This window comes from Nocardia asteroides (genome assembly GCF_900637185.1).
Classification (GTDB): domain Bacteria; phylum Actinomycetota; class Actinomycetes; order Mycobacteriales; family Mycobacteriaceae; genus Nocardia; species Nocardia asteroides.
On the sequence record NZ_LR134352.1, the window covers coordinates 1 to 22901 of the forward strand.

Annotated in this window: 19 protein-coding genes and 1 pseudogene; 10 read left to right on the forward strand and 10 right to left on the reverse strand. The window is 67.9% G+C overall.

What is annotated here, in order from left to right:
• Positions 1–19: 19 nt before the first annotated feature.
• Both EL493_RS33690 and EL493_RS33695 read left to right on the forward strand, forming a co-directional pair.
• Entirely contained in the window at positions 20–130 is a 111-nt protein-coding gene (locus EL493_RS33690) for a GNAT family protein (RefSeq protein WP_331252056.1), read from the forward strand.
• Positions 131–306: 176 nt separating this feature from the next.
• Positions 307–1116: pseudogene (locus EL493_RS33695) on the forward strand (pirin family protein); the annotation flags it as partial.
• Positions 1117–1154: 38 nt separating this feature from the next.
• Here the strand turns inward: EL493_RS33695 and EL493_RS00015 are convergent.
• Both EL493_RS00015 and EL493_RS00020 read right to left on the reverse strand, forming a co-directional pair.
• Entirely contained in the window at positions 1155–1634 is a 480-nt protein-coding gene (locus EL493_RS00015; protein ID WP_019049377.1) for an SRPBCC family protein, read from the reverse strand.
• The gene (locus EL493_RS00020; protein WP_019049378.1) at positions 1631–1963 is read right to left on the reverse strand and encodes an ArsR/SmtB family transcription factor; all 333 of its coding nucleotides are present in this window, start codon (positions 1961–1963) and stop codon (positions 1631–1633) included. Before EL493_RS00020 ends, EL493_RS00015 begins: the two co-directional genes overlap by 4 nt.
• A gap of 164 nt (positions 1964–2127) precedes the next feature.
• Between EL493_RS00020 and EL493_RS00025 the strand changes: the two genes are divergently transcribed.
• The gene (locus EL493_RS00025) at positions 2128–3339 is read left to right on the forward strand and encodes an FAD-dependent oxidoreductase (RefSeq protein ID WP_051719442.1); all 1212 of its coding nucleotides are present in this window, start codon (positions 2128–2130) and stop codon (positions 3337–3339) included.
• Positions 3340–3448: 109 nt separating this feature from the next.
• The gene (locus tag EL493_RS00030; RefSeq protein WP_019049380.1) at positions 3449–4141 is read left to right on the forward strand and encodes a hypothetical protein; all 693 of its coding nucleotides are present in this window, start codon (positions 3449–3451) and stop codon (positions 4139–4141) included.
• 3 nt (positions 4142–4144) lie between these two features.
• Here the strand turns inward: EL493_RS00030 and EL493_RS00035 are convergent, their stop codons facing one another.
• Entirely contained in the window at positions 4145–4987 is an 843-nt protein-coding gene (locus tag EL493_RS00035) for a helix-turn-helix transcriptional regulator (protein ID WP_019049381.1), read from the reverse strand.
• A gap of 100 nt (positions 4988–5087) precedes the next feature.
• Here EL493_RS00035 and EL493_RS00040 point away from each other — a divergent pair, with 100 nt between their 5' ends.
• Entirely contained in the window at positions 5088–6101 is a 1014-nt protein-coding gene (locus tag EL493_RS00040; protein ID WP_019049382.1) for an aldo/keto reductase, read from the forward strand.
• Between the two features lie 49 nt (positions 6102–6150).
• Positions 6151–6843 carry a hypothetical protein gene (locus tag EL493_RS00045; protein WP_040872650.1) on the forward strand — a complete coding sequence of 231 codons (693 nt, stop codon included), beginning with the start codon at positions 6151–6153 and terminating at the stop codon, positions 6841–6843.
• A gap of 13 nt (positions 6844–6856) precedes the next feature.
• Here EL493_RS00045 and EL493_RS00050 read toward each other — a convergent pair whose 3' ends face one another.
• Positions 6857–7387 (reverse strand): CGNR zinc finger domain-containing protein, encoded by a 531-nt coding sequence (locus EL493_RS00050; protein ID WP_019049384.1) that lies wholly within the window; start codon positions 7385–7387, stop codon positions 6857–6859.
• 38 nt (positions 7388–7425) lie between these two features.
• Between EL493_RS00050 and EL493_RS00055 the strand changes: the two genes are divergently transcribed.
• Positions 7426–8418, forward strand: a complete 993-nt coding sequence (locus tag EL493_RS00055) for an EamA family transporter (protein WP_019049385.1) — start codon at positions 7426–7428, stop codon at positions 8416–8418.
• A 298-nt stretch (positions 8419–8716) separates the two neighbouring features.
• Here EL493_RS00055 and cynS read toward each other — a convergent pair whose 3' ends face one another.
• Entirely contained in the window at positions 8717–9166 is a 450-nt protein-coding gene (cynS, locus tag EL493_RS00060; RefSeq protein WP_022566201.1) for a cyanase, read from the reverse strand.
• Between the two features lie 157 nt (positions 9167–9323).
• Here cynS and EL493_RS00065 point away from each other — a divergent pair, with 157 nt between their 5' ends.
• From EL493_RS00065 to EL493_RS00075, 3 genes are all read left to right on the forward strand, one after another.
• A complete protein-coding gene (locus EL493_RS00065; RefSeq protein ID WP_019049387.1) occupies positions 9324–10148 on the forward strand; it encodes a formate/nitrite transporter family protein in 825 nt (274 codons plus the stop codon).
• 142 nt (positions 10149–10290) lie between these two features.
• Entirely contained in the window at positions 10291–11400 is a 1110-nt protein-coding gene (locus EL493_RS00070) for a Fic family protein (protein ID WP_019049388.1), read from the forward strand.
• A gap of 32 nt (positions 11401–11432) precedes the next feature.
• Positions 11433–12245 (forward strand): hypothetical protein, encoded by an 813-nt coding sequence (locus tag EL493_RS00075; RefSeq protein ID WP_019049389.1) that lies wholly within the window; start codon positions 11433–11435, stop codon positions 12243–12245.
• 57 nt (positions 12246–12302) lie between these two features.
• On the opposite strand, the gene EL493_RS00080 is transcribed toward EL493_RS00075, so the two are convergent.
• The 5 genes from EL493_RS00080 to rplJ all read right to left on the reverse strand — a co-directional run bounded on the left by EL493_RS00080 (position 12303) and on the right by rplJ (position 22680).
• Positions 12303–16256 (reverse strand): DNA-directed RNA polymerase subunit beta', encoded by a 3954-nt coding sequence (locus tag EL493_RS00080; RefSeq protein WP_019049390.1) that lies wholly within the window; start codon positions 16254–16256, stop codon positions 12303–12305.
• A gap of 99 nt (positions 16257–16355) precedes the next feature.
• Positions 16356–19856, reverse strand: a complete 3501-nt coding sequence (gene rpoB / locus EL493_RS00085; RefSeq protein WP_030201190.1) for a DNA-directed RNA polymerase subunit beta — start codon at positions 19854–19856, stop codon at positions 16356–16358.
• A gap of 533 nt (positions 19857–20389) precedes the next feature.
• On the reverse strand, positions 20390–21460 hold the full coding sequence (locus EL493_RS00090; RefSeq protein WP_022566197.1) for an ABC transporter ATP-binding protein: 1071 nt from the start codon (positions 21458–21460) through the stop codon (positions 20390–20392).
• 242 nt (positions 21461–21702) lie between these two features.
• Positions 21703–22089, reverse strand: a complete 387-nt coding sequence (rplL, locus tag EL493_RS00095; protein ID WP_019049393.1) for a 50S ribosomal protein L7/L12 — start codon at positions 22087–22089, stop codon at positions 21703–21705.
• Positions 22090–22149: 60 nt separating this feature from the next.
• Positions 22150–22680, reverse strand: a complete 531-nt coding sequence (rplJ, locus tag EL493_RS00100) for a 50S ribosomal protein L10 (protein ID WP_019049394.1) — start codon at positions 22678–22680, stop codon at positions 22150–22152.
• Positions 22681–22901: the final 221 nt, after the last annotated feature.

Here is a 22901-nt window from a genome sequence, read left to right on the forward strand (position 1 = left end):
CCGGCTGGCCGTCGAGGACGTGATCGCGCGGGGCCGCACCATCACCGCGCACTGCCCGTTCATCCGCGGCTGGCTGGACAAGCACCCCGAGTACGACGCGCACGTGGTGGGCAAGGGCATCGCCAAGTGAGCGATCTGGAGCTCGATCCCGCCGAGGCGCTGTGCGAACCGTCGCCGAGTCCGGGACCGATCGCCGAGCTGTACCCGGCCAGGGAGGTGCCGCTGGGCGGGGTGCGTGGCGTCTATGTGGAACGCACACTGCCGCAACGTGATCTGCCGACCGTCGGCGCGTGGTGTTTCCTCGACCGATTCGGCTCGCCGACGGTCAAGCAGACCGGCGCCTCCCCCGACATCCTCCCGCACCCGCACATCGGGCTGCAGACGGTGACCTGGCCATTCGACGGCCGGATCCGGCACCGCGACTCGGTGGGCTCCGATGTCGAGATCGAGCCGGGCCAGCTGAACCTGATGACCTCCGGGCGCGGCATCGCGCACTCGGAATTCGGCGTGCCCGGCGCCCACGCGGGTAACGGCCTGCAACTGTGGATCGCCCTGCCCGGCACCGCGACCGGCGTCGAGCCGCACTTCGAGCAGCATCGTGAACTGCCCGTGTACGAGGAACCGGGCCTGCGCGCCACGGTCCTGATCGGCTCGCTGGGCGGGGTCACCTCACCGGCGCACGCCTACACCCCGATCGTCGGGGCCGATATCGTGCTCGACCCCGGCGCCGAGGCGCGGCTGCCGCTGGAACGCGCCTTCGAGCACGCGGTGCTGGTGGTCGCGGGCACCGTCGTGGTGGACGGCACCGAGCTCACCGCGGGACCGCTGCTGTACCTCGGCACCGACCGTGCCGAACTGCGCCTGACGAGCACCGAGGGCGCGCACTTCGCGCTGATCGGCGGCGAGCCGTTCGGCGAGGAGCTGGTGATGTGGTGGAACTTCGTCGGGCGCAGCCACGAGGAGATCATCGCGGCCCGCGAAGCCTGGGAGACCCGCGATACGAGCCGGTTCGGCGAGGTGCCCGGCCACGCGCCCGACGAGCGCATCCCGGCCCCGCCGCTGCCGCCGCTGCGGTTGAAGCCGCGCAAGCGGGCCACCGGCTGCACTCACCACTGAGTCCGCCGGGTCCGGCCGATGCGGACCCGGCATCCGGCTCAGCGGCCGTCGGCCAGCAGCGCGTCGAGGGCGCGGTAGCTGTCGTTGAGGCCGGTCTCCATACCCGAGGCGAGCATGCCCGCGCACTCGTCGGCGGTGTGGAAGATGCTGTCGGTGATCACCCGGGTGCGGCCGTTGCCGAGGTCGACGAAGGTGGTGGAGTCGATCGAGATGTGGGCGGGCATGCCGTCCCATTCGAAGGACTGCACGATCCGTTCCTTCGGGGTGATCTCGCGGAAGCGGCCCTCGAATCCGTAGGACTCGTCGCCGTCGTGCTCGACGAAGCGCCAGTGGCCGCCCTTGCGGAATTCCCAGCGTTCGACGTCGACCACGTGGCCGCGACCCCACCAGCGCGACAGCTGCTCGATCCGGCTGTAGGCGTTCCACACCCGGTCCAGCGGTGCGTCGAAGTCGCGTTCGATGTGCACCTCGCGGTCCGAGGTCGAGGTGATGACGGCGTCGTCGGTGGTTGTGCTCATTGCTCTGGCTCCGTTCGTTCGAGGAATTCTCCGAGACGGTCCATCCGGGCTTCGAGCATCTGCCGATAGCCCTGCATCCAGGCCACCTCCCGATCGAAGACGTGGTCGCCGATCCGGCAGTACCGGACCCGGCCACGCTTCTCGGTGACCACCATGCCCGCGCGCTCGAGCAGTCCGATGTGCTTCTTCATGCCGGTCAGGGTCATGTCGAAGCGTTCGGCCAGCTCGCTGATGCTGGCGGGCCCACGTCCGAGCTGCTCGAGGATGCCCCGTCTGGTGGGATCCGCGAGCGCCCCGAACGAGGCATCCAGGAAGTCATACTGAACCATCTAGTTCAGTATTGCGCGGCCGGGCACGCGCGTCAAGAGCCGATCCGCCGAAACCCTGGACGCGCCAGGGCTTTCACTACTACGCTGCGTCGTAGACAACGACGTTCGAGGGGGATCTCGTGGACAAGACCACCTGTTGCATCGTGGGCGGCGGACCCGCCGGAATGATGGCGGGACTGCTGCTGGCCAGGGCGGGCGTGCGGGTCACCGTGCTGGAGAAACACTCCGACTTCCTGCGCGACTTCCGGGGCGACACCGTCCACCCGTCGACCGTCCGGCTGCTCGACGAACTGGGACTGGGCGAGGACTTCGCCCGCCTCCCCCAGTCCGCGCTCACCCGCATGCACATGTACGCGGGCGACCGGATGGTCGTGGCCGCCGACCTCACCAGGATCCCCGGCCGGTACCGGCACATCGCGATGGTGCCGCAGTGGGACTTCCTCGACCTGCTCGCCGGCGCCGCCGCCGCGGAACCGACGTTCACCTTGCGGATGAACGCCACCGTCGTCGGGCTGACCCACGAGGCCGAGACGGTCACCGGCGTGCGCTACCTGGACACCGACGGCACCGAGCACACCCTGCGCGCCGATCTCGTGCTCGCCTGCGACGGCCGCGATTCGGTGGCCGGGGCGGCCGCCGGTCTGCGTCAGCGGATGGAGGACGTGCCGATGGACATGTGGTTCTTCCGCATCCCCAAATCGCCCGGCGACACCGAAGGCGGCGCCGTGCAGGCCCGCTTCACCAGCGGGAACTCCGCCGTCGCGATCGATCGCGGCGACTACTACCAGACCGGCTACATCATCGAGAAGGGCCGCGACGCGCAGCTGCGCGCCGCGCACGAGGTGGACTGGCTGCGGGATCGCGTCACCGAACTGTTCGGCTGGCCCGCCGCCGCGACCGCCGCCATCGGCTCCTGGGACGACGTCAAGCTGCTCGAGGTGACCGTCGGCATGCTCGAGCGCTGGTACGTACCGGGGCTGCTGTGCATCGGCGACGCCGCGCACACCATGTCGCCGGTGGGCGGCGTCGGGGTCAATCTCGCGATCCAGGACGCCGTGGCCGCGGCGCGCATCCTGGCCGGCCCACTACTCGACCGCGCGGTCTCCCCCGCCGACCTGAACAAGGTGCAGCGCAGGCGGATGTTGCCCGCCAACTTCACCCAGCGATCCCAGCGCGGCGAGCACGAGATGCTCATCGCGCCCGCGCTGCGCGGGACCCTGCGCACGGCTCCGCTGCCGTTGCGGGTCGTCGATTCGGTGCCGATGCTGGCCGGGCTGGCCGCGTACCTCGGCGGGATCGGCATCCGCCCCGAGCACGCGCCGGACTTCGCCCGTCGTCCGGGCGGCGCGGTCCACCCGTCCACCGCGGCGCGCTGACCGGAACCGCCCCGCCGCCGCGACTTTCCGAAACGCCGCCCAGCGGTTAGGTTTGCCGCGACGAAACGGGACGATTCGGTCCCGGATGACGCTGCGGGAGGCTTGGCGGATGAGGATCGGCACTGTGATCGGCGCGGCGCTGCTGGCGGTGGGCGTCACCCTGGCGAGCTCGGGAGTCGGCGCCGCCGAGCCCGGCACCCAGCCCGGCATCACGCCGCTGCCCGCACCGACCACCGAGCCCGCCCAGCCGGGCAGCACGCCGGGCACCCAGCCCGGCATCCAGCTGCGCGGTGTCGACAAGTCCGTGAACTACCAGGTCGGGGCGTCCGAGAATCGGCGTGCCGTGGTGACCACGCTCGACGCGGGCCGGTTCCAGCTGGTGCACGACGCGAAGGTCGTCACCGTGACCGACGCCGAGGGCGCGGTGATCGCCGCGCTGCCGATGGTGGTGCGGCTCGGCGAGCACGAGGTGCCGCTCACCCCGACCATCGACGCCGCGGGCACCAGCCTCACCCTGACCCCGGTCGGCGAATCCGACACCCCCGTGCGTGACATCAGCGCGCAGGAGCGCTTCTTCGCCGAGACCCAGCGGCTGCAGCCGGAGATCATCCAGGGCGCGGTGATCGGCGCCGCCATCGGATTCGTCCTCGGCTTCCCGCTCGGGCTGTTCGTGCTCGACTTCATCACCGTGCCGGTGGCGACCGTGGCGGGCGCCGCGATCGGCGCGCTGGCCGGTTACGCGCTGGCAGGCGGTCAGCCCGCGATCGATACCGCCATCGCCTACGTCACCGGCGCGCCCTGAGCCTTAGGCGGGACTGAGGCGCTGCGTGCCGATCACGCCGAGCAGCGCCATCTTCTCGGCGGCGTCGGTGCCGGGCCGGGGCAGATAGACGAGCAGCCGCTGCGCCGCGTTCCTGGTGACGAGCACCTCGCACACGGTGTCGATCAGCCCCACCTCCGGATGCACGAACCGTTTGGCGTCGGTGACCCGCACCGCCACTTCGTGTTCGTTCCACAGCGCCTCGAATTCGGCACTGGCGCCGCGTAGTTCGGCGATGTAGGCGACCACCTCGGGATCGTCGGCCCGGCGCGCGGCGGTGGCGCGCAGATCGGCGACGTGACTGCGGCTGAGCCGATCCCAATCCTCCTCCGGGAAGACGGCTCTGGCGCCGCGATCGGTGAACCAGCGCCAGGTGTAGTAGCGATCCGGTCCGGTGCGGTCGCCGTGGTCGCCCACCAGCAGGGTGTGCATGCGGTTCTGCACGAGCACTTCGCCGAGTTCGGTGATCACCGCGGCCGGGGTGTCGTCGAGCTTGGCCAGCATGTGCAGCAGCCCGGGCCCGACATGCTTGTCGCGCAGCTCGCGGTCCGGCGACGGATGCCCGCACAGGTGGAACAGGTGGTCACGCTCGTCGGCGCTCAGGCGCAGCGCTCTGGCCAGCGCGGTGAGCAGCTGGGTCGACGGGCGCGGACCGCGCGCCTGCTCCAGCCGGGTGTAGTAGTCGGTCGACATGCTGCTGAGCAGCGCGACCTCGTCGCGGCGCAACCCCGGCGTGCGCCTGCGCAGCCCCGGCGGCAGGCCGACGTCGGCGGGCGTGAGCTGTTCACGGCGCCTGCGCAGGAAGTCGGCGAGCTCGGTGCGGTCCATCTCTCCATGGTGCGCGAACCGGCGCCCCTCAGCCAGGGACCGGCGATCCCCCGATGTGCGCTCTCTGCCGCGCCCGGTTCCGCCCGCGCAGGCTGGAGCCATGACGAACTCCCCACACGACTCGACCACCCTCGGTGCCACCGGTCCCCGCGTCAGCCGCATCGGCCTCGGCGCCATGGGCATGTCCGGCATGTACGGCGCCACCGACGACCGTGAATCCACCGCCACCCTGCACGCCGCCGTCGACGCGGGAATCAACCTGATCGACACCGGCGACTTCTACGGCGCCGGCCACAACGAACTGCTGATCGGCAAGGCCATCGCCGAACGCGCCCGCGAGGACGTGGTGCTGAGCGTGAAGTTCGGCGCCCTGCGCGGTCCCGACGGCTCGTTCGCCGGCTTCGACGGCAGGCCCGCCGCGGTCCGCAACTCGCTCACCTACAGCCTGACCCGGCTCGGCGTCGATCACGTCGACATCTACCGCCCCGCCCGGCTCGACCCCGACGTGCCGATCGAGGACACCGTCGGCGCCATCGCCGAGCTGGTCGCGGCGGGCTACGTGCGCCACATCGGCCTGTCCGAGGTCGGCGCCGACACGCTGCGCCGGGCCGCCGCCGTGCACCCGATCGTCGACCTGCAGATCGAGTACTCGCTGCTCACCCGCGGTGTGGAGGACGAGATCCTGCCGGTGGCACGGGAACTCGGCGTCGGCATCACCGCCTACGGCGTGCTCTCGCGCGGCCTGCTCAGCGACACCTTCCGCGCGGGCGGCGCACCCACCGACGCCACGGACTTCCGCACCCACAGCCCGCGCTTCCAGGGCGAGAACCTCACGCGCAACCTGCGTTTGGTCGAGGCGCTCGCCGGTATCGCGGCGGCCCGTGGAGTTTCGGTGGCGCAGCTCGCGATCGCCTGGGCACTGAGCCGCGGGGACGACATCGTCCCGGTGATCGGCGCGCGCACCCGGGCCCGGCTAACCGAGTCGCTCGACGCGCTCACGCTCACGCTCACCCCGGCGGAACTGGCGGAGCTGGAAGCCGTCGCCCCGGCCTCGGCGGTCGCCGGTGAGCGCTACGCCCCCGCCCAGATGGCCGCGCTCGACAGCGAGCGCTGAGCGCGGCTCCGCTACCGTTGACAGCAGAGAATCCGCATGCTGTGAGTGGGTGGTGAGGGACGTGTTCGACCCGCTGGCCGAAATCGATCGGGCCCTGGCCGAACAGGCCGGATGGACCTGGTTCGACGACTACCTGCTGTACACGTGCGGGGTGGCCGAGCTGCTCGCCGACGGGCGGGCCACGCAGATCCCGGCGGCCGCCACCCGGGTGCGCACCGAGCCCGGCGAGACCTGCTTCGCCGACGGTGGCGTGCACTGGTTCACCTGGCGCGGGATCGGCGACGGCCGGTGGACGCGCGGACAGGCGCACGCGGACGGGCGCACCCCGCTCGGCGCGGTCGCGCACCTGGGCAACGCGGTCCGCAACGAATCGCGGCGGCTGCGGGCCGAAGCCGCCGCGCAACCACGCTGGGTCGCCGAACGGCCGGGCACCGCGATGATCTCGAACCGGCGGATGCACCTGGCCAACCCGGACCGGGCGTTCTCGCTGCACTGGTCGGCCCTGGAGGGCATCGACCTCACCGCACCCGATCTGGTCGGCTGCCGGTTCCCCGATCGCAGCGGGACCATGCAGCAGTTGCAGGTCAGAAGTGCCTGGGCGCCACTGATTTTCATCACCGCGGCGCTCCAGCATTTTCCGCAGCATCCGCTGTTGCGCACCGGGGCTTGGCTGCCCGCGGGATTCGAGGAGAAGTGTCACCTGGCGGGCAAGAAATGCCCGAAGGTGCGCCGCCCGCTGTGACGTCGCGGCCCGATCACCGCTGCCGGGCGCGATAGGCGGCCACCGCGTTGCGGTTGCCGCAGGCGGTGCTGCAGTAGCGCCGGGAGCGATTGCGCGACAGGTCCAAGACCAGTCCGTCGCATGTGTCGTCGGCGCAGATCGACAGCCGGCTCAGGTCGTCGGCGCGGATCAGGTCGATCATCGCCATGGCGGTTTCGACGGCGATGCGGACCGGGAGCGGGGCCTCGGGCGCGACGGCGTGCACGTGATAGTCGACGTCGCCGTGCCGGACCAGCTGGGGTAGCGCGCGATGCTCGGCGAGGGTCTCGTTCACCAGGGTGACCGCGCGGTCCCGGTCACTGGTGAGCATCCGGCGCAGCGGCGCGCGCAGGGCGCGGACCGCGGCCAGTTCGGTCGCGTCGCCGGTGTGCGCGCCCGTGTAGACGTGCCGCACGAAGAACTCGTCGAGCTGGTCCGTGCCGGTGAGGGTGTCCGGGTCCTCCGCGGAATTGACCAGTTCGACCGCCGCCAGCAGCGCCGCCTCGGTGTCATGAGCGAAAACCACGTTGACATATTACCGCAGCCTGCTTACCGTCATTAGTCATGGTGACTTTGACCCATGACGGACTGGCGAGCAGCCGGATCCGTACCGGCCTGCTCTTCGCGCTGGCCTCCGCCACCTCGTTCGGCCTGTCCGGCCCACTCGCGCGCGGACTGATGAACGCGGGCTGGAGCGCGGCCGCCGTGGTCGCCGCGCGCGTGCTGCTCGCGGGCGTCGTCCTGCTCCCGATCGCCCTGCCCCAGCTACGCGGCAACTGGAATCTGGTGCGCGCCAACGCGACTCTGATCGGGCTCTACGGACTGCTCGCCGTCGCGGGCACCCAGCTCGCCTACTTCAACGCCGTCGCGCACATGGAGGTCGGCGCCGCGCTGCTGATCGAATACACCGCGCCGATCGCCGTGGTCGGCTGGATGTGGGCGCGCCACCGCCAACGGCCCGGCGCGGCCACCCTCGCCGGCGCCGCGCTCGGCATCACCGGACTGCTGCTGGTGCTCGACATCCTCGCCGGCGTGACGACCGACCCGGTCGGCGTCACCTGGGCGCTGGCCGCGATGATCGGCGCCGCCGCGTACTTCGTCCTCTCCGCGCAGGGCGACGATCTGCCCGGCACGGTCCTGGCCGCGGGCGGATTGCTGATCGGCGGGATCACGCTGGTCCTGGCCGGCCTGATCGGCATCGTGCCATTGCGCGCCACCACCGCGACGGTTGTCTTCGACGACTTCAGCGCGCCGTGGTGGATCCCGATCCTGCTGATCGGCATCGTCACCGCCGCGATCGCCTACGTCACCGGCATCGCCGCCACCCGCCGCCTCGGCTCCCGCCTGGCCTCCTTCGTCGCCCTCACCGAAGTCCTGGCCGCCCTGCTGTTCGCCTGGGCGCTGCTCGGCGAAGCTCCGCGGCCCATCCAATTGCTCGGTGGCGCATTGATTCTCGTCGGCGTGGTGATCGTCCGGCTGGGCGAACCCGAACCCCTCCCGGTCGGCGACCCCGAGGCCCGCACCGCCGCCGAGGTTCCGGTGCGGCCCGAGGCCTGAGCTGTCGGCCCCCGCCCCGACGCCGCGCCAACCGCCGTGATTCGGCTCTGCGACAACGAGCGATCCGGCAAGCTTGACCGGTGCCCACTACTCAGGACGACGCTCCACCCTGCCCGGAATGCGCCGGACCGATGATCGAGATCACCTACGGATTCCCCACCCCGGCAGCGGTCGAAGCCGACCGGCGGGGCGAGATCATCCTCGGCGGATGCTGCGTTTCCGGCGATTCACCGAGGTGGGGTTGCCGGCCGTGCCTGACCCGTCGGGAAGCTGAGGATCACGGCTAGCGAGTCCCGGTTCACCAGCGGTAGTCGAGGAACTTGCCGTCGAGGGTGATGACCACCCGGTCACCGTCCGGGTGCGGGCGGCGGGCGATGTCGATGTTGAAGTTGATGGCGCTCATGATGCCGTCACCGAATTCCTCGTGGATCAGCGCCTTGAGCGCCGGGCCGTAGACCGAGACCGCTTCGACGAGGCGATAGATCGTGGGATCGGCCAGCTGCGCCGGGTCGGCTCCGCGCGAGGGCTGCAGCCGCAAACTCTCGGCGACGGTCTCGTCGAGGTCGAGCAGCGCGCAGACCGCCGCCGCCTGCTCGGCGGTCATCGGATGCTGACCGAGCAGCGCCGCCGTCGTCCAGACCAGCGGCGCGCCGAGGGATTCCGCGATGGCGGCCCAGGTGAGGCCCTTGCGGATACGGGCGGCGACGACGAGGTCGGCGGCGTCGGACTTGCTCATGATCGGTTGCATGCGGGCTCCTGAGATCGGGGACTCCGCCAGCCTGCCACCCGGCCGGATTCAGCCGCCATAGTGGCATACCACTATTTACGCAGCGGCAACCTTCAGTGATCGCCAGGCAATCTCGGCGGCGAAAACTACTGTGCTGGAAGAACTACGAAGGGGTTGCATGTCCTATCTGAATCCGGCCGATTTCGTCGGGAAGATGATCGACGCGGGCGAGGCCAAAGCGTTCATGTCCACCCGCGACACCGTGATCCGCGCCTACATGGCCGGCGCGATCCTCGCCCTCGCCGCCGCGTTCGCGGTCACCATCACCGTCAACACCGGCGAGCCGCTGCTGGGCGCGGTGCTGTTCCCGGTCGGCTTCTGCATGCTCTACCTACTCGGATTCGACTTGCTCACCGGCGTTTTCACGCTGGTACCGCTGGCCCTGCTCGACAAGCGCCGCGGCGTCACCGTGCGCTCGATGCTGCGTAACTGGACCCTGGTCTTCATCGGCAACTTCGCCGGCGCGTTCACCGTCGCGGTGATGATGGCGATCATCCTGACCATGGGCTTCTCCCTCGACCCCAGCGCCGTCGGCCAGAAACTGGGCGAGATCGGCGAGGCCCGCACCGTCGGCTACGCCGAACACGGCGCCGCGGGCATGCTCACCCTGTTCATCCGCGCGGTCCTGTGCAACTGGATGGTCTCCACCGGCGTGGTCGCCGCCATGATGTCCACCTCGGTGTCGGGCAAGGTCATCGCCATGTGGATGCCCATCATGCTCTTCTTCTACATGGGCTTCGAACACTCCATCGTCAACATGTTCCTGTTCCCCTCCGGCCTCCTCCTCGGCGGCGACTTCTCCCTCACCGACTACTTGATCTGGAACGAAATCCCCACCGTGGTAGGCAACCTCGTAGGCGGCCTCACCTTCGTCGGCCTCACCCTCTACGCCACCCACGCCCGCCCCGCCCCTTCCCGCCGCCCGGAATCCACCGAAGCTTGATGCTTACCGCGCGGAGTATCATCAGATAGCTAGTATTTGATGATAAATTGGCACAATGTCGTCAGATGCTGCGTGGCCGTCTGTCACCTGGGAGTCCCACGACTGGACTCCGACGATTCCGGTCGAGCTACTGTCACGCCGGGTGCGGGAACGCCACGCAGGCCCTTATCGAGCGGCGATAGCACCGCCGATCGCCGAACAGTCCGTCTGCCTACCCTCGGACGTCCTGGCCGCCGCCGATGCAGCCACCGTCGAGATAACCAGGTTCGACACCCTGGTCGGTGCCGACCTCACGCCGTTCGGCGCCATCCTGCTGCGAACCGAATCCGCGTCCTCCTCCCAGATCGAACACCTGACCTCGGGAGCCAAGGCGATCGCGCTGGCGGAGATCGGCGGCACCGACCAGCGCAACGCGGTCGAGATCGTCGGCAATGTCCGGGCGATGCGGACGGCGATGAACGTCGCCGGCGAGATCGACGAGCGTCTGCTCCTGGAGATGCACGCCGCGCTGATGGTGCACGAGCCCGAATCGGCCGGGCGGTGGCGCTCCCAGCAGGTGTGGATCGGTGGTGACAATGTGGGCCCGCATGGTGCGGCCTTCGTCGCTCCGCATCATGCCCGCGTACCGGGTTCGATCGACGATCTGCTCCGGTTCATCCGGCGCGACGACATCCCAGCGCTGGCCCACACCGCCCTGGCGCACGCGCAATTCGAGACGATCCACCCGTTCATCGACGGCAACGGGCGGACCGGACGGGCAATGATGCACGCGATGCTGCGGTCGAAGGGCGTCACCGAGCAGGCGACAGTCCCGATCGCCGCCGGACTGCTGACCCGCGTCGACGACTACTTCGCCGCACTCACCGCCTATCGGGCCGGCGACCTGGCGCCGATCGTGCACCAAGTCGCCGAAGCCACCTTGATCGCACTCGGCAACGCCCGTCTGCTGGTGGCCGACATCCACCGAATCCGCGAACGGTGGGAATCGGTTGTCCGCGCCCGTCGCGGATCCACCCCGTGGCGCCTGATCGACGTCGCCCTGCGCCAACCGGTCTTCGACGCCACCACCGCCGCCGACGCACTCGGCATCACCGACTCCAATGCGGTACGCGCCATCAACGCCCTCGTCGACGTCGGCGTACTCACCGAATTCACCGGCATGCGCCGCAATCGCCTCTGGCAGGCGAGAGAAGTCCTCGACGCACTCGACGACTTCGCCCGCCGAGCAGGCAAACGCACACCCGCAACCTGACAGCATCGCTATTCTGAATGGCCCGGTGTGGCGTGACTCAGGTGGTGAAAGTGCACGATCCGATGGCAGATATCGAACGGGCGCTGGCCGCTCAGGTCGGCTGGAATTGGGTCGACGACCATCTGATATACGCCTGCGAGATGCTGTCGCGGCTCCGGGAGGGTGGGATGGCGGCGCTCGCGCCGCACACGACCTCGATCGTCTTGGACGAGCAGGAGACCTGCTTCGGGGAGGGTCAGGGAATGTGGGCGGCGTTTCGCAGTCCGGAGTTGCCGCCTCCGCCGCCCGCTGTCGCCACCCCGGTGATCGCGGCTGTCGTCCCCCACGCCCCGGTCGTCGTACCGCCGCGCGGCAGCTCGGTCCGCGATATGCAGCGGGCCCGTACGGCGGCGAACGCCGCGGCTTTCAACGCTCGCCGTCGGAACGAACATATGGCGGTCCATATGGTGCGAGCGGCGGCCGAGGCGGCTCGAGCCGCGAACGCCGCGGCGGCTGCGGCGCGTGATCAGGCGATGCAACCACGCTGGTTCGCCGAGCCGAGCGGCACCATCACCCTCACGAATCTCCGCATTCACCTCACCAACCAATACCGCTCCTCGCGAATCCCGCTCGCGGCGTTGGAACACCTCGAGCTGACGCAACCCGACCGGCTGCGAATCCGGTTCACGGAAGCGAACACATCGCACTATCTGGAATTGGCGACACCGTGGGCGACACCGATATTCCTCGTCGCCGGCCATGCGAGATTTCCCCATCACCCGCAATTGATCAGCGGCTCGTGGCTACCCCCTGGATTCGAGGAACGCTGTCACATCGCGGGCAAAGTCTGCCCACGCGTCCGCTGATCCGGAAACGACGAACGCCCCGCTCCTGGCGAAGGAGCGGGGCGTTCGGGTTACTGCTTAGCGGTAGTCGCTGAAGCCGTAGTCGTCCAGCGGCACCGCGGCACCGGTGGAGGAGCCGAAGCTGTCCGGCGAGTAGTAGGTGTCGTCGTAGGACGGCACCGCGTACGCGGCGGCACGGGCTTCTTCGGTCGGCTGCACCTGGATGTTGCGGTAGCGGTTGATACCGGTACCGGCCGGGATGAGCTTACCGATGATCACGTTCTCCTTCAGGCCGATCAGCTTGTCGGAGCGGCAGTTGATGGCCGCGTCCGTCAGCACTCGGGTGGTCTCCTGGAAGGAGGCCGCCGACAGCCACGAATCGGTGGCCAGCGACGCCTTGGTGATACCCATCAGCACCGGACGGCCGGAGGCGGGCTCGCCACCCTCGGCCACCACGCGACGGTTCGAGGCCTCGAACTCGGCGCGCTCGGTAAGCGAACCGGGCAGGAACTCGGTCGCACCCGAATCGATGATCGTCACGCGACGCAGCATCTGGCGCACGATGACCTCGATGTGCTTGTCGTGGATCGACACACCCTGCGAGCGGTAGACCTCCTGGACCTCGTGGACCAGGTGGACCTGCACCTGACGGGGACCCATCACGCGCAGCACCTCGTGCGGATCGGCAGCGCCCTCGAGCAGCTGCTGACCCACCTCCACGTGGTCACCGTCGGCCAGCAGGCGCTCGGTGCCGTCGTCGTGCTTGAACACACGCAGACGCTGACGCTTCGACAGCTTGTCGTAGACCACTTCGTCCGAACCGTCGTCCGGGATGATGGTGATCTTGTAGAAGCGGTCGTCGTCCTCCAGGCGCACCCGGCCCGAGACCTCCGCGATCGGCGCCTTGCCCTTGGGGACACGGGCCTCGAAGAGCTCCTGGACACGCGGCAGACCACCGGTGATGTCGTCACCCGCGACACCACCCTGGTGGAAGGTACGCATGGTCAGCTGGGTACCGGGCTCACCGATGGACTGGGCGGCGACGATGCCGACGGCCTCGCCGATGTCGACCAGCTTGCCGGTGGCCATCGAGCGGCCGTAGCAGGTGGCGCAGACGCCGGTGCCGGTGGTGCAGGTCAGCACGGAGCGGACCTTCACCTCGGTGATACCGGCCTCGAGCAGCGCCTCCAGAGCCGGGTCGCCGAGATCGGCGCCCTTGGCCACGACGACGTTGCCCTTCTCGTCGACCGCGTCGGTCGCCAGGGTGCGCGCGTAGGTCGAGGTCTCGACGTGCGCGTCCCGGATGAGCGAGCCGTCGGCCTGCTTCTCCGCGATCGGCACGACGATGCCGCGCTCGGTGCCACAGTCGTGCTCGCGCACGATGACGTCCTGCGAGACGTCCACCAGACGACGGGTCAGGTAACCCGAGTCGGCGGTACGCAGCGCGGTGTCGGCCAGACCCTTACGAGCACCGTGGGTGTTGATGAAGTACTCGAGCACGGTCAGGCCCTCACGGAAGGAGGACTTGATCGGGCGCGGGATGAACTCACCCTTCGGGTTCGTCACCAGACCCTTCATACCGGCGAGGGTACGAGTCTGGGTGAAGTTACCGGTCGCACCCGAGTCGACGATCGTGATGATCGGGTTGTCGGCCGGGTAGTGCGAACGCAGCGCCGTACCGACCTCTTCGGTCGCTTCCTGCCAGATCTTGACCAGGGCGTTGTTGCGCTCCTGGTGATCGAGAGCACCACGCTGGTACTTCTTCTCGATCTGATCCGCCATGGCCTCGTACCGCTCCATGATCTCGGCCTTCTCCGGCGGAACGAGCACGTCCGACATGGAGACGGTGACACCCGAACGCGTGGCCCAGTAGAAGCCGGCGTCCTTGAGCTTGTCGACGGTCTGCGCGACCACGATCATCGGGTAGCGCTCGGCCAGATCGTTGATGATCGTGGCCTGCCGCTTCTTCGGCATCGGCTCGTTGATGAACGCGTAGTCCGCCGGGAGCAGATCGTTGAACAGCACGCGACCGAGGGTGGTCTCGGCCAGCCACGCGTCGCCGCGGTGCCAGCCCTCGGGGAACAGCTCCGCCTCGATCTCGCGCGGCGGGCGCTGCTCGGTGAGACGCACCTTGATCATCGAACGCACGGTGAGCTCACCGCGGTCGACGGCCATCTGGGCCTCGGCGGGCGAGGAGTACACGCCCGACTCCGGCTCGTCCTTGCCGCCGGCCTGGTAGGTGCCGACACCCTTCTCGTCGAGACGGGTCAGGTAGAACAGGCCGGTCACCATGTCCAGACGCGGCATCGCCAGCGGGCGACCCGACGCCGGGGACAGGATGTTGTTCGACGACAGCATCAGGATGCGCGCCTCGGCCTGCGCCTCCGCCGACAGCGGCAGGTGCACGGCCATCTGGTCACCGTCGAAGTCGGCGTTGAACGCCTCACACACGAGCGGGTGCAGCTGGATGGCCTTGCCTTCGACCAGCTGCGGCTCGAAGGCCTGGATACCCAGGCGGTGCAGGGTGGGCGCGCGGTTCAGCAGCACCGGGTGCTCGGCGATGACCTCTTCGAGGACATCCCACACCTGGGGACGCTGACGCTCGACCATCCGCTTGGCGGACTTGATGTTCTGCGCGTGGTTCAGGTCGACCAGACGCTTCATGACGAACGGCTTGAACAGCTCGAGCGCCATCAGCTTCGGCAGACCGCACTGGTGCAGCTTGAGCTGCGGGCCGACCACGATGACCGAACGGCCCGAGTAGTCGACACGCTTGCCGAGCAGGTTCTGACGGAAACGACCCTGCTTGCCCTTGAGCAGGTCGCTCAGGGACTTCAGCGGGCGGTTACCCGGACCGGTGACCGGGCGACCACGACGGCCGTTGTCGAACAGCGCGTCGACGGACTCCTGCAGCATCCGCTTCTCGTTGTTGACGATGATCTCGGGCGCGCCCAGATCGATCAGTCGCTTGAGGCGGTTGTTGCGGTTGATCACGCGGCGGTACAGGTCGTTCAGGTCGGAGGTGGCGAAACGGCCACCGTCGAGCTGGACCATCGGGCGCAGCTCCGGCGGGATCACCGGAACAGCGTCGAGCACCATGCCCATGGGCGAGTTGCCGTTGGCCTGGAAGGCCGCGACGACCTTGAGCCGCTTGAGCGCGCGCAGCTTCTTCTGGCCCTTGCCCGAGCGAATGGTCTCGCGCAGGTTCTCGGCCTCGGCGTCGATGTCGAAGTTCTCCATCAGCTTCTGGATGGACTCCGCACCCATGGCGCCGGTGAAGTACTCGCCGTAGCGGTCGACGAGCTCGCGGTAGAGCACCTCGTCGACGATGAGCTGCTTGACGGCCAGCTTGGTGAAGGTGGTCCAGATCTCGTCGAGACGATCCAGCTCACGCTGGGCGCGGTCGCGCAGCTGACGCATCTCGCGCTCGCCGCCGTCCTTGACCTTGCGGCGCACGTCGGACTTGGCGCCCTCGGCCTCCAGCTCGGCCAGGTCGGCTTCCAGCTTCTGCGCACGGGCCTCGAGGTCGGCGTCGCGCTGATCGGCGACAGCCTTCTTCTCGACCTCCATCTCGGCCTCGAGGGTGCTGAGCTCGTTGTGGCGCAGCTCCTCGTCGACACCGACGATGACGTAGGCGGCGAAGTAGATGATCTTCTCGAGATCCTTCGGCGCCAGGTCCAGCAGGTAGCCGAGGCGCGACGGAACGCCCTTGAAGTACCAGATGTGGGTGACGGGCGCGGCCAGCTCGATGTGGCCCATCCGCTCACGACGCACCTTGGCGCGAGTCACCTCGACGCCACAGCGCTCACAGATGATGCCCTTGAAGCGGACGCGCTTGTACTTGCCGCAGTAGCACTCCCAGTCCCGGGTGGGGCCGAAGATCTTCTCGCAGAAGAGCCCGTCCTTCTCCGGCTTGAGCGTGCGGTAGTTGATGGTCTCCGGCTTCTTGACCTCGCCATAGCTCCACTGGCGGATGTCTTCGGCGGTGGCCAGGCCGATCCGGAGTTCATCGAAGAAGTTGACGTCTAGCACGTAACTTCCTTTCCCCTGTTCGGGTCGAATTCGAGCAAAAGTTCACTAGTTGATCGTGCGCGGTGCGCGGTGCGGGCGAGCCCGCACCGCGCATACCACCTAGTTCGCCAGATCGTCGACGGTGGCCGCTTCGTTCCTGGACAGGTTGATGCCCAGGTTCGCCGCGGCGCGCTCCAGATCCTCGTCGTCGCCGTCACGCATCTCGATCGCGGCGCCGTCCGAGGACAGCACTTCCACGTTGAGGCACAGCGACTGGAGTTCCTTGAGGAGCACCTTGAACGACTCCGGAATGCCCGGCTCCGGAATGTTCTCGCCCTTGACGATCGCCTCGTAGACCTTCACGCGGCCCACCACGTCGTCGGACTTGATGGTCAGGAGTTCCTGCAGCGTGTACGCCGCGCCGTAGGCCTGCATGGCCCAGCACTCCATCTCACCGAAACGCTGACCACCGAACTGCGCCTTACCACCCAGCGGCTGCTGCGTGATCATCGAGTACGGGCCGGTCGAACGGGCGTGGATCTTGTCGTCGACCAGGTGGTGCAGCTTCAGGATGTACATGTAACCGACCGCGACCGGGTACGGGAACGGCTCGCCGGAGCGGCCGTCGAACAGGGTCGCCTTGCCGTTCTCGTCGACCATGCGCTCACCGTCGCGGTTGGGCAGGGTCGAGCCGAGCAGACCGGTCAGCTCCTCGTCGCGGGCACCGTCGAAGACGGGGGTCGCGATGTTGGAGTCGGCCGGGGCGCCCAGCATCTCCTCCGGCAGCGACTGCGCCCAGTCGGGGCGAGTGCCGTCGGCGGCGACGTCGACGTTCCAGCCGGCCTTACCGATCCAGCCCAGGTGGGTCTCCAGGATCTGGCCGATGTTCATACGACGCGGAACACCGTGGGTGTTCAGGATGATGTCGACCGGGGTGCCGTCGGGCATGAACGGCATGTCCTCGGTGGGGAGGATCTTGCCGATGACGCCCTTGTTGCCGTGGCGACCGGCGAGCTTGTCGCCGTCCTGGATCTTGCGCTTCTGGGCCACGTAGACGCGGACCAGCTCGTTCACGCCGGGAGGCAGATCGTCGTCGTCCTCGCGCGAGAACACGCGGATGCCGATGACCTTGCCGGACTCGCCGTGGGGCACCTTCAGCGAGGTGTCGCGCACCTCGCGCGCCTTCTCACCGAAGATCGCGCGGAGCAGGCGCTCCTCGGGGGTCAGCTCGGTCTCGCCCTTCGGGGTGACCTTGCCGACCAGGATGTCGCCGTCGCGAACCTCGGCGCCGATGCGGATGATGCCGCGCTCGTCCAGGTCGGCCAGCACCTCGTCGGAGACGTTCGGGATGTCCCGGGTGATCTCCTCGGCGCCCAGCTTGGTGTCGCGGGCGTCGATCTCGTGCTCTTCGATGTGGATCGAGGTGAGGACGTCCTCTTCCACGAGGCGCTGCGACAGGATGATCGCGTCCTCGTAGTTGTGGCCTTCCCACGGCATGACGGCGACAAGAAGGTTCTTGCCGAGCGCCATCTCACCGTTCTCGGTGCAGGGGCCGTCCGCGAGGACCTGCCCCTTCTCCACCCGCTGGCCCTCGTCCACGATCGGACGCTGGTTGGAGCAGGTGCCCTGGTTGGAGCGGTTGAACTTGCGCATCCGGTAGGACTTGCGGCTGCCGTCGTCGGCCATCACGGTGACGTAGTCGGCCGAGACCTCCTCGACCACACCCGGCTTCTCGTTCACCACGACATCGCCGGCGTCGACCGCGGCGCGCAGCTCCATGCCGGTGCCCACGATCGGGGACTCGGAACGGATCAGCGGCACGGCCTGACGCTGCATGTTCGCGCCCATGAGGGCACGGTTGGCGTCGTCGTGCTCGAGGAACGGGATCATGGCCGTCGCGACCGACACCATCTGGCGCGGCGAGATGTCCATGTAGTCGACCTGCGACGGGTTGACGAACTCGACCTCTTCACCGGCGCGGCGCACGAGGACGCGGTCCTCGATGAAGCGGCCCTCGGCGTCGACCGGCGAGTTGGCCTGCGCGCGGACGTAGCGATCTTCCTCGTCGGCGGTCAGGTACTTGACCTCGTCGGTGACCTTGCCGTCGACGACCCGGCGGTACGGGGTCTCGATGAAGCCGAACGGGTTGACCCGCGCGTACACCGACAGCGAACCGATCAGGCCGATGTTCGGGCCTTCCGGGGTCTCGATCGGGCACATGCGGCCGTAGTGCGACGGGTGGACGTCTCGGACTTCCAGGCCGGCGCGCTCACGGGACAGACCACCCGGGCCCAGCGCCGACAGGCGGCGCTTGTGGGTCAGACCCGACAGCGGGTTGTTCTGGTCCATGAACTGCGACAGCTGGGAGGTTCCGAAGAACTCCTTGATCGCGGCGACGACCGGGCGGATGTTGATCAGGGTCTGCGGCGTGATCGCCTCGACGTCCTGGGTGGTCATCCGCTCGCGGACCACGCGCTCCATGCGGGACAGGCCCACGCGGATCTGGTTCTGGATCAGCTCGCCGACGGTGCGCAGACGACGGTTGCCGAAGTGGTCGATGTCGTCGATCTCGACGGGGACCTCTTCGCCGCCGGGGGCGGTCATGTTGCGATCACCGGCGTGCAGACGCACCAGGTACTCGATGGTGGTGACGATGTCTTCCTTCGTCAGCACCGAGCTGGTGACCGGCTCGTGCACGTGGATGCCGAGCTTCTTGTTGATCTTGTAGCGACCGACGCGCGCCAGGTCGTAGCGCTTCTCCTTGAAGAACAGGTTCTCCAGCAGGGTCTGCGCGGACTCCTTGGTCGGCGGCTCGCCCGGACGCAGCTTGCGGTAGATGTCGAGCAGCGCCTCGTCCTGGCCGGGCGTGCTGTCCTTCTCCAGGGTGGACATCATGATCTCGGAGAAGCCGAAACGCTCGACGATCTCCTCGGTGGTCCAGCCCAGCGCCTTCAGCAGCACGGTGACCGGCTGACGGCGCTTGCGGTCGATGCGCACGCCGACGGTGTCGCGCTTGTCGACGTCGAATTCCAGCCACGCGCCGCGCGACGGGATGACGCGCACGCTGTGCAGGTCCTTCTCGGTGCCCTTGTCGATCGAGTGATCGAAGTAGACGCCGGGCGAACGCACCAGCTGCGAGACGACGACGCGCTCGGTGCCGTTGATGATGAACGTGCCCTTGTCGGTCATCATCGGGAAGTCACCCATGAAGACCGTCTGGCTCTTGATCTCACCGGTGTTGTTGTTGATGAACTCCGCGGTGACGAACAGCGGCGCCGCGTAGGTCATGTCCTTCTCTTTGCACTCTTCGATGGAGGCCTTGACCTCTTCGAAGCGCGGGTCCGAGAACGACAGGGACATCGAACCGGAGAAGTCCTCGATCGGCGAGAGCTCCTCGAGCACCTCCTCCAAGCCGCCTGCGAGACCGACGTCGCCGCGTGCGGCCGCCTTCTCACGCCAGTCGGGGGTACCGACCAACCAGGCGAACGAGTCCGTTTGTAGGTCGAGAAGTCCGGGCACCTCCAAGGGCTCACGGATCTTCGCGAACGAAACCCTCAACGGGGCTCCGGGGATTCCAGCCTTGGTCTGGGTGGAGACTGCCAAGATGCGTCCTTCCAGCACCTCACGCGCGTCGCGTGGTGGTCCGCGACCGTCGCTTGTCTGCTACGAATTCCGCTGGTTACAACCCGAACGAAACCCGAACAGGCAGCATCGGAAGTAACACCGGAAGGTGGAACTTTCGTGTGCGAATCAAGGTGTGGACAGGAGGCAGCCAGCGCAACGTCCAAACTTACACCCACAGAGAGAGGGGTGTCAACATACCATCCGTGCGACTGCTCACACGGCAAACGCGCCGAACTCCCGTGACGCTGGCCGCGTCGGGCGCCTGGGCGCTGGAGCCCCTGTAACAGCTGACGCTGCTGTGAATAGGGTGACGGTTCGCGCGCGCCTCGTCAAGTGCCGCGGCCGCGCCTGTCCGAGAAGTGAGATCGCCTGCCGCGCTGGGCATCCCCCGCCGGAACCGCGGCTATTTTACCCGCGACACGCCGCAGACGCCAACCAGGGAAACCGCCGTTCAGACGTTGTTTTCCGGCCCGGAACGCCGCGGAGCCCCGGCCGTGAGGGCCGGGGCTCCACCTACGCGAGAAACTCGCTCAGCCGTTGATCTGGCCGTGCGGAATCGTCTTCGTGTCGAACGACTGGGTGGGGTGCTCGCTGCCGTAGGCGGCCATCACCTGGGTGTCGTCGGACTGGTCGAGCGACTCCCGGATCGCCACCTGGGCGGCGTGCGGCAGGGTGTGCATGATCTCGCGCACACGGGCCTGACGGCGGAAGACCGCCTGGCGAACCGGCATGCCCGGCTCCGCCTTCATCTGCGGGATGATGCCCTCGATCTCCTCGGCGCCACCGTGGTGGTGACCGGCGTCGACGAGCGCCTGCTCGCGCGCCATCTGCGCCTCGTCCTTCTCCTCGGACATGCCGATCGGGCCGATCATGCGGCCGTTGAGGAACTGCTTGACCACCGGCTCGTCGCTGGTGAGCAGCACCTCGCGGGGGCCGAACATGACCAGCTGACGGCGGAAGAGCATGCCGATGTTGTCCGGCACGGTACGAGCCAGGTTGATGTTGTGGGTCACGATCAGGATCGTGGCGTCGATCTGCGCGTTGATGTTCAGCAGCAGCTGCGCCAGGTACGAGGTACGCACCGGGTCCAGACCGGAGTCGGGCTCGTCGACCAGGATGATCTGCGGGTCGAGCACCAGGGCGCGGGCCAGGCCGGCACGCTTGCGCATACCGCCGGAGATCTCGCCGGGCAGCTTGCCCTCGGCGCCGAGCAGACCGGTCAGCTCGAGCTTCTCCATCACGATCTGCCGGATCTCGGTTTCCGACTTCTTCGTGTGCTCCCGCAGCGGGAAGGCGATGTTGTCGAACAGGTTCATCGAGCCGAACAGCGCGCCGTCCTGGAAGAGGACGCCGAACAGTTTGCGGATCTCGTAGAGCTCCTTGTTGGAGCAGGTGGTGATATCGGTGCCATCGATGAAGATGGAGCCGCGCTCGGGCCGCAGCAGGCCGATCAGCGACTTCAGGAACACCGACTTACCCGTACCAGAAGGGCCGAGCAGAGCGCTCACCTCACCCGAAGGGAGCGTGATCGACACGTCCTGCCAAATTCGCTGCGAACCGAATGATTTGGTTACACCCTCGGTCCTGACCTCGACGCCCACGCTACCTCCATTGTTCCCTGCGAGCACCCCACCCTGCTGACCGCGCGCTCACATCACGGCGGTGCGTCACGACACTGTGGGTCCGGTCACTGTATCCCATCAGTGAGACGGGGCACACCCCTACATGACCGAAGAGTAACCCGCCCTGTCGATACAGCGCGTATCACCTTCCCATGTCGGGAAAAATGACAAACGGGCGGCCCTCGAAAGGGCCGCCCGTTCGCAAAACGCGAAGCGCGGAATTACTTGACCGCGACCTTGGCGCCGGCCTCTTCCAGCTTGGCCTTGGCAGCCTCGGCGGCCTCCTTCGAGACCTTCTCCAGGATCGGCTTCGGGGCACCCTCGACCAGGTCCTTGGCTTCCTTCAGGCCCAGGCCGGAGACGATCTCACGGACCACCTTGATGACCTGGATCTTCTTGTCGCCCGCACCCTCGAGGATGACGTCGAACTCGTCCTGCTCCTCGGCGGCGTCAGCGGCGGCCGGGGCGGCACCCGCGGCGGCAACGGCGACGGGGGCAGCAGCGGTGACCTCGAACTTCTCCTCGAACGCCTTCACGAAGGAGGACAGCTCCAGGAGGGTCATCTCCGAGAAAACGTCGAGCAGCTCTTCGGTGGACAGCTTGGCCATGATTGTTCCTTTCGGTGGTGAATGTCTGTGTGCGCGGGCGGTAACACCCGAGCGGGGGTATTACTCGGCAGCGCCTTCGGCCTGCTTCTTCTCCTGCAGCGCGGCGGCCAGACGGGCCACCTGACCTGCGGGAGCCGAGAACAGCCCGGCAGCCTTGGACATGTTGCCCTTCATCGCGCCGGCCAGCTTGGCCAGCAGGACCTCGCGGGTCTCCAGGTCGGCGATCTTCTCGACCTCGGACACGGACAGCGCAGCGCCGTCCATGTAGCCGCCCTTGATGACGAGCGCCTTGTTGTCCTTGGCGAAGGTCTTGAGCGCCTTCGCGGCGTTGACCGGCTCACCCTGGATGAAGGTGATGGCGGTCGGTCCGACGAACAAGTCGTCCAGGCCCTCGACGCCCGCTTCCGCGGCCGCGAGCTTGACCAGGGTGTTCTTGGCGACGGAGTACGTGGCATCGGCGCCGAGCGCGCGACGCAGCTCGGTGAGCTTGCCGACCGACAGACCACGGTATTCCGTGACAACGGTGGCCGTGGAGTTCTTGAACTGCTCCGCGATCTCCGCGACAGCGGTGACCTTTTCAGGCTTCGCCATACTTCGCCTCCTCTCTGATGTCGGTTCGTGAACGCGCACTACCGAATTCAGGGGCCGGCGACAAAACTAACGCCCCGGACGCAAGGCGTACCGGGGCGCGAAAGATCGGCCTCAGCTCTCCCTGCGTGGGCCGCCGGCAATGTCGCCGGACCTTCGATCGACATCGCGCGAGCGACATCGACGACCAACGGTCTTCGGTAGAACGAATGGGTAGTCATCGA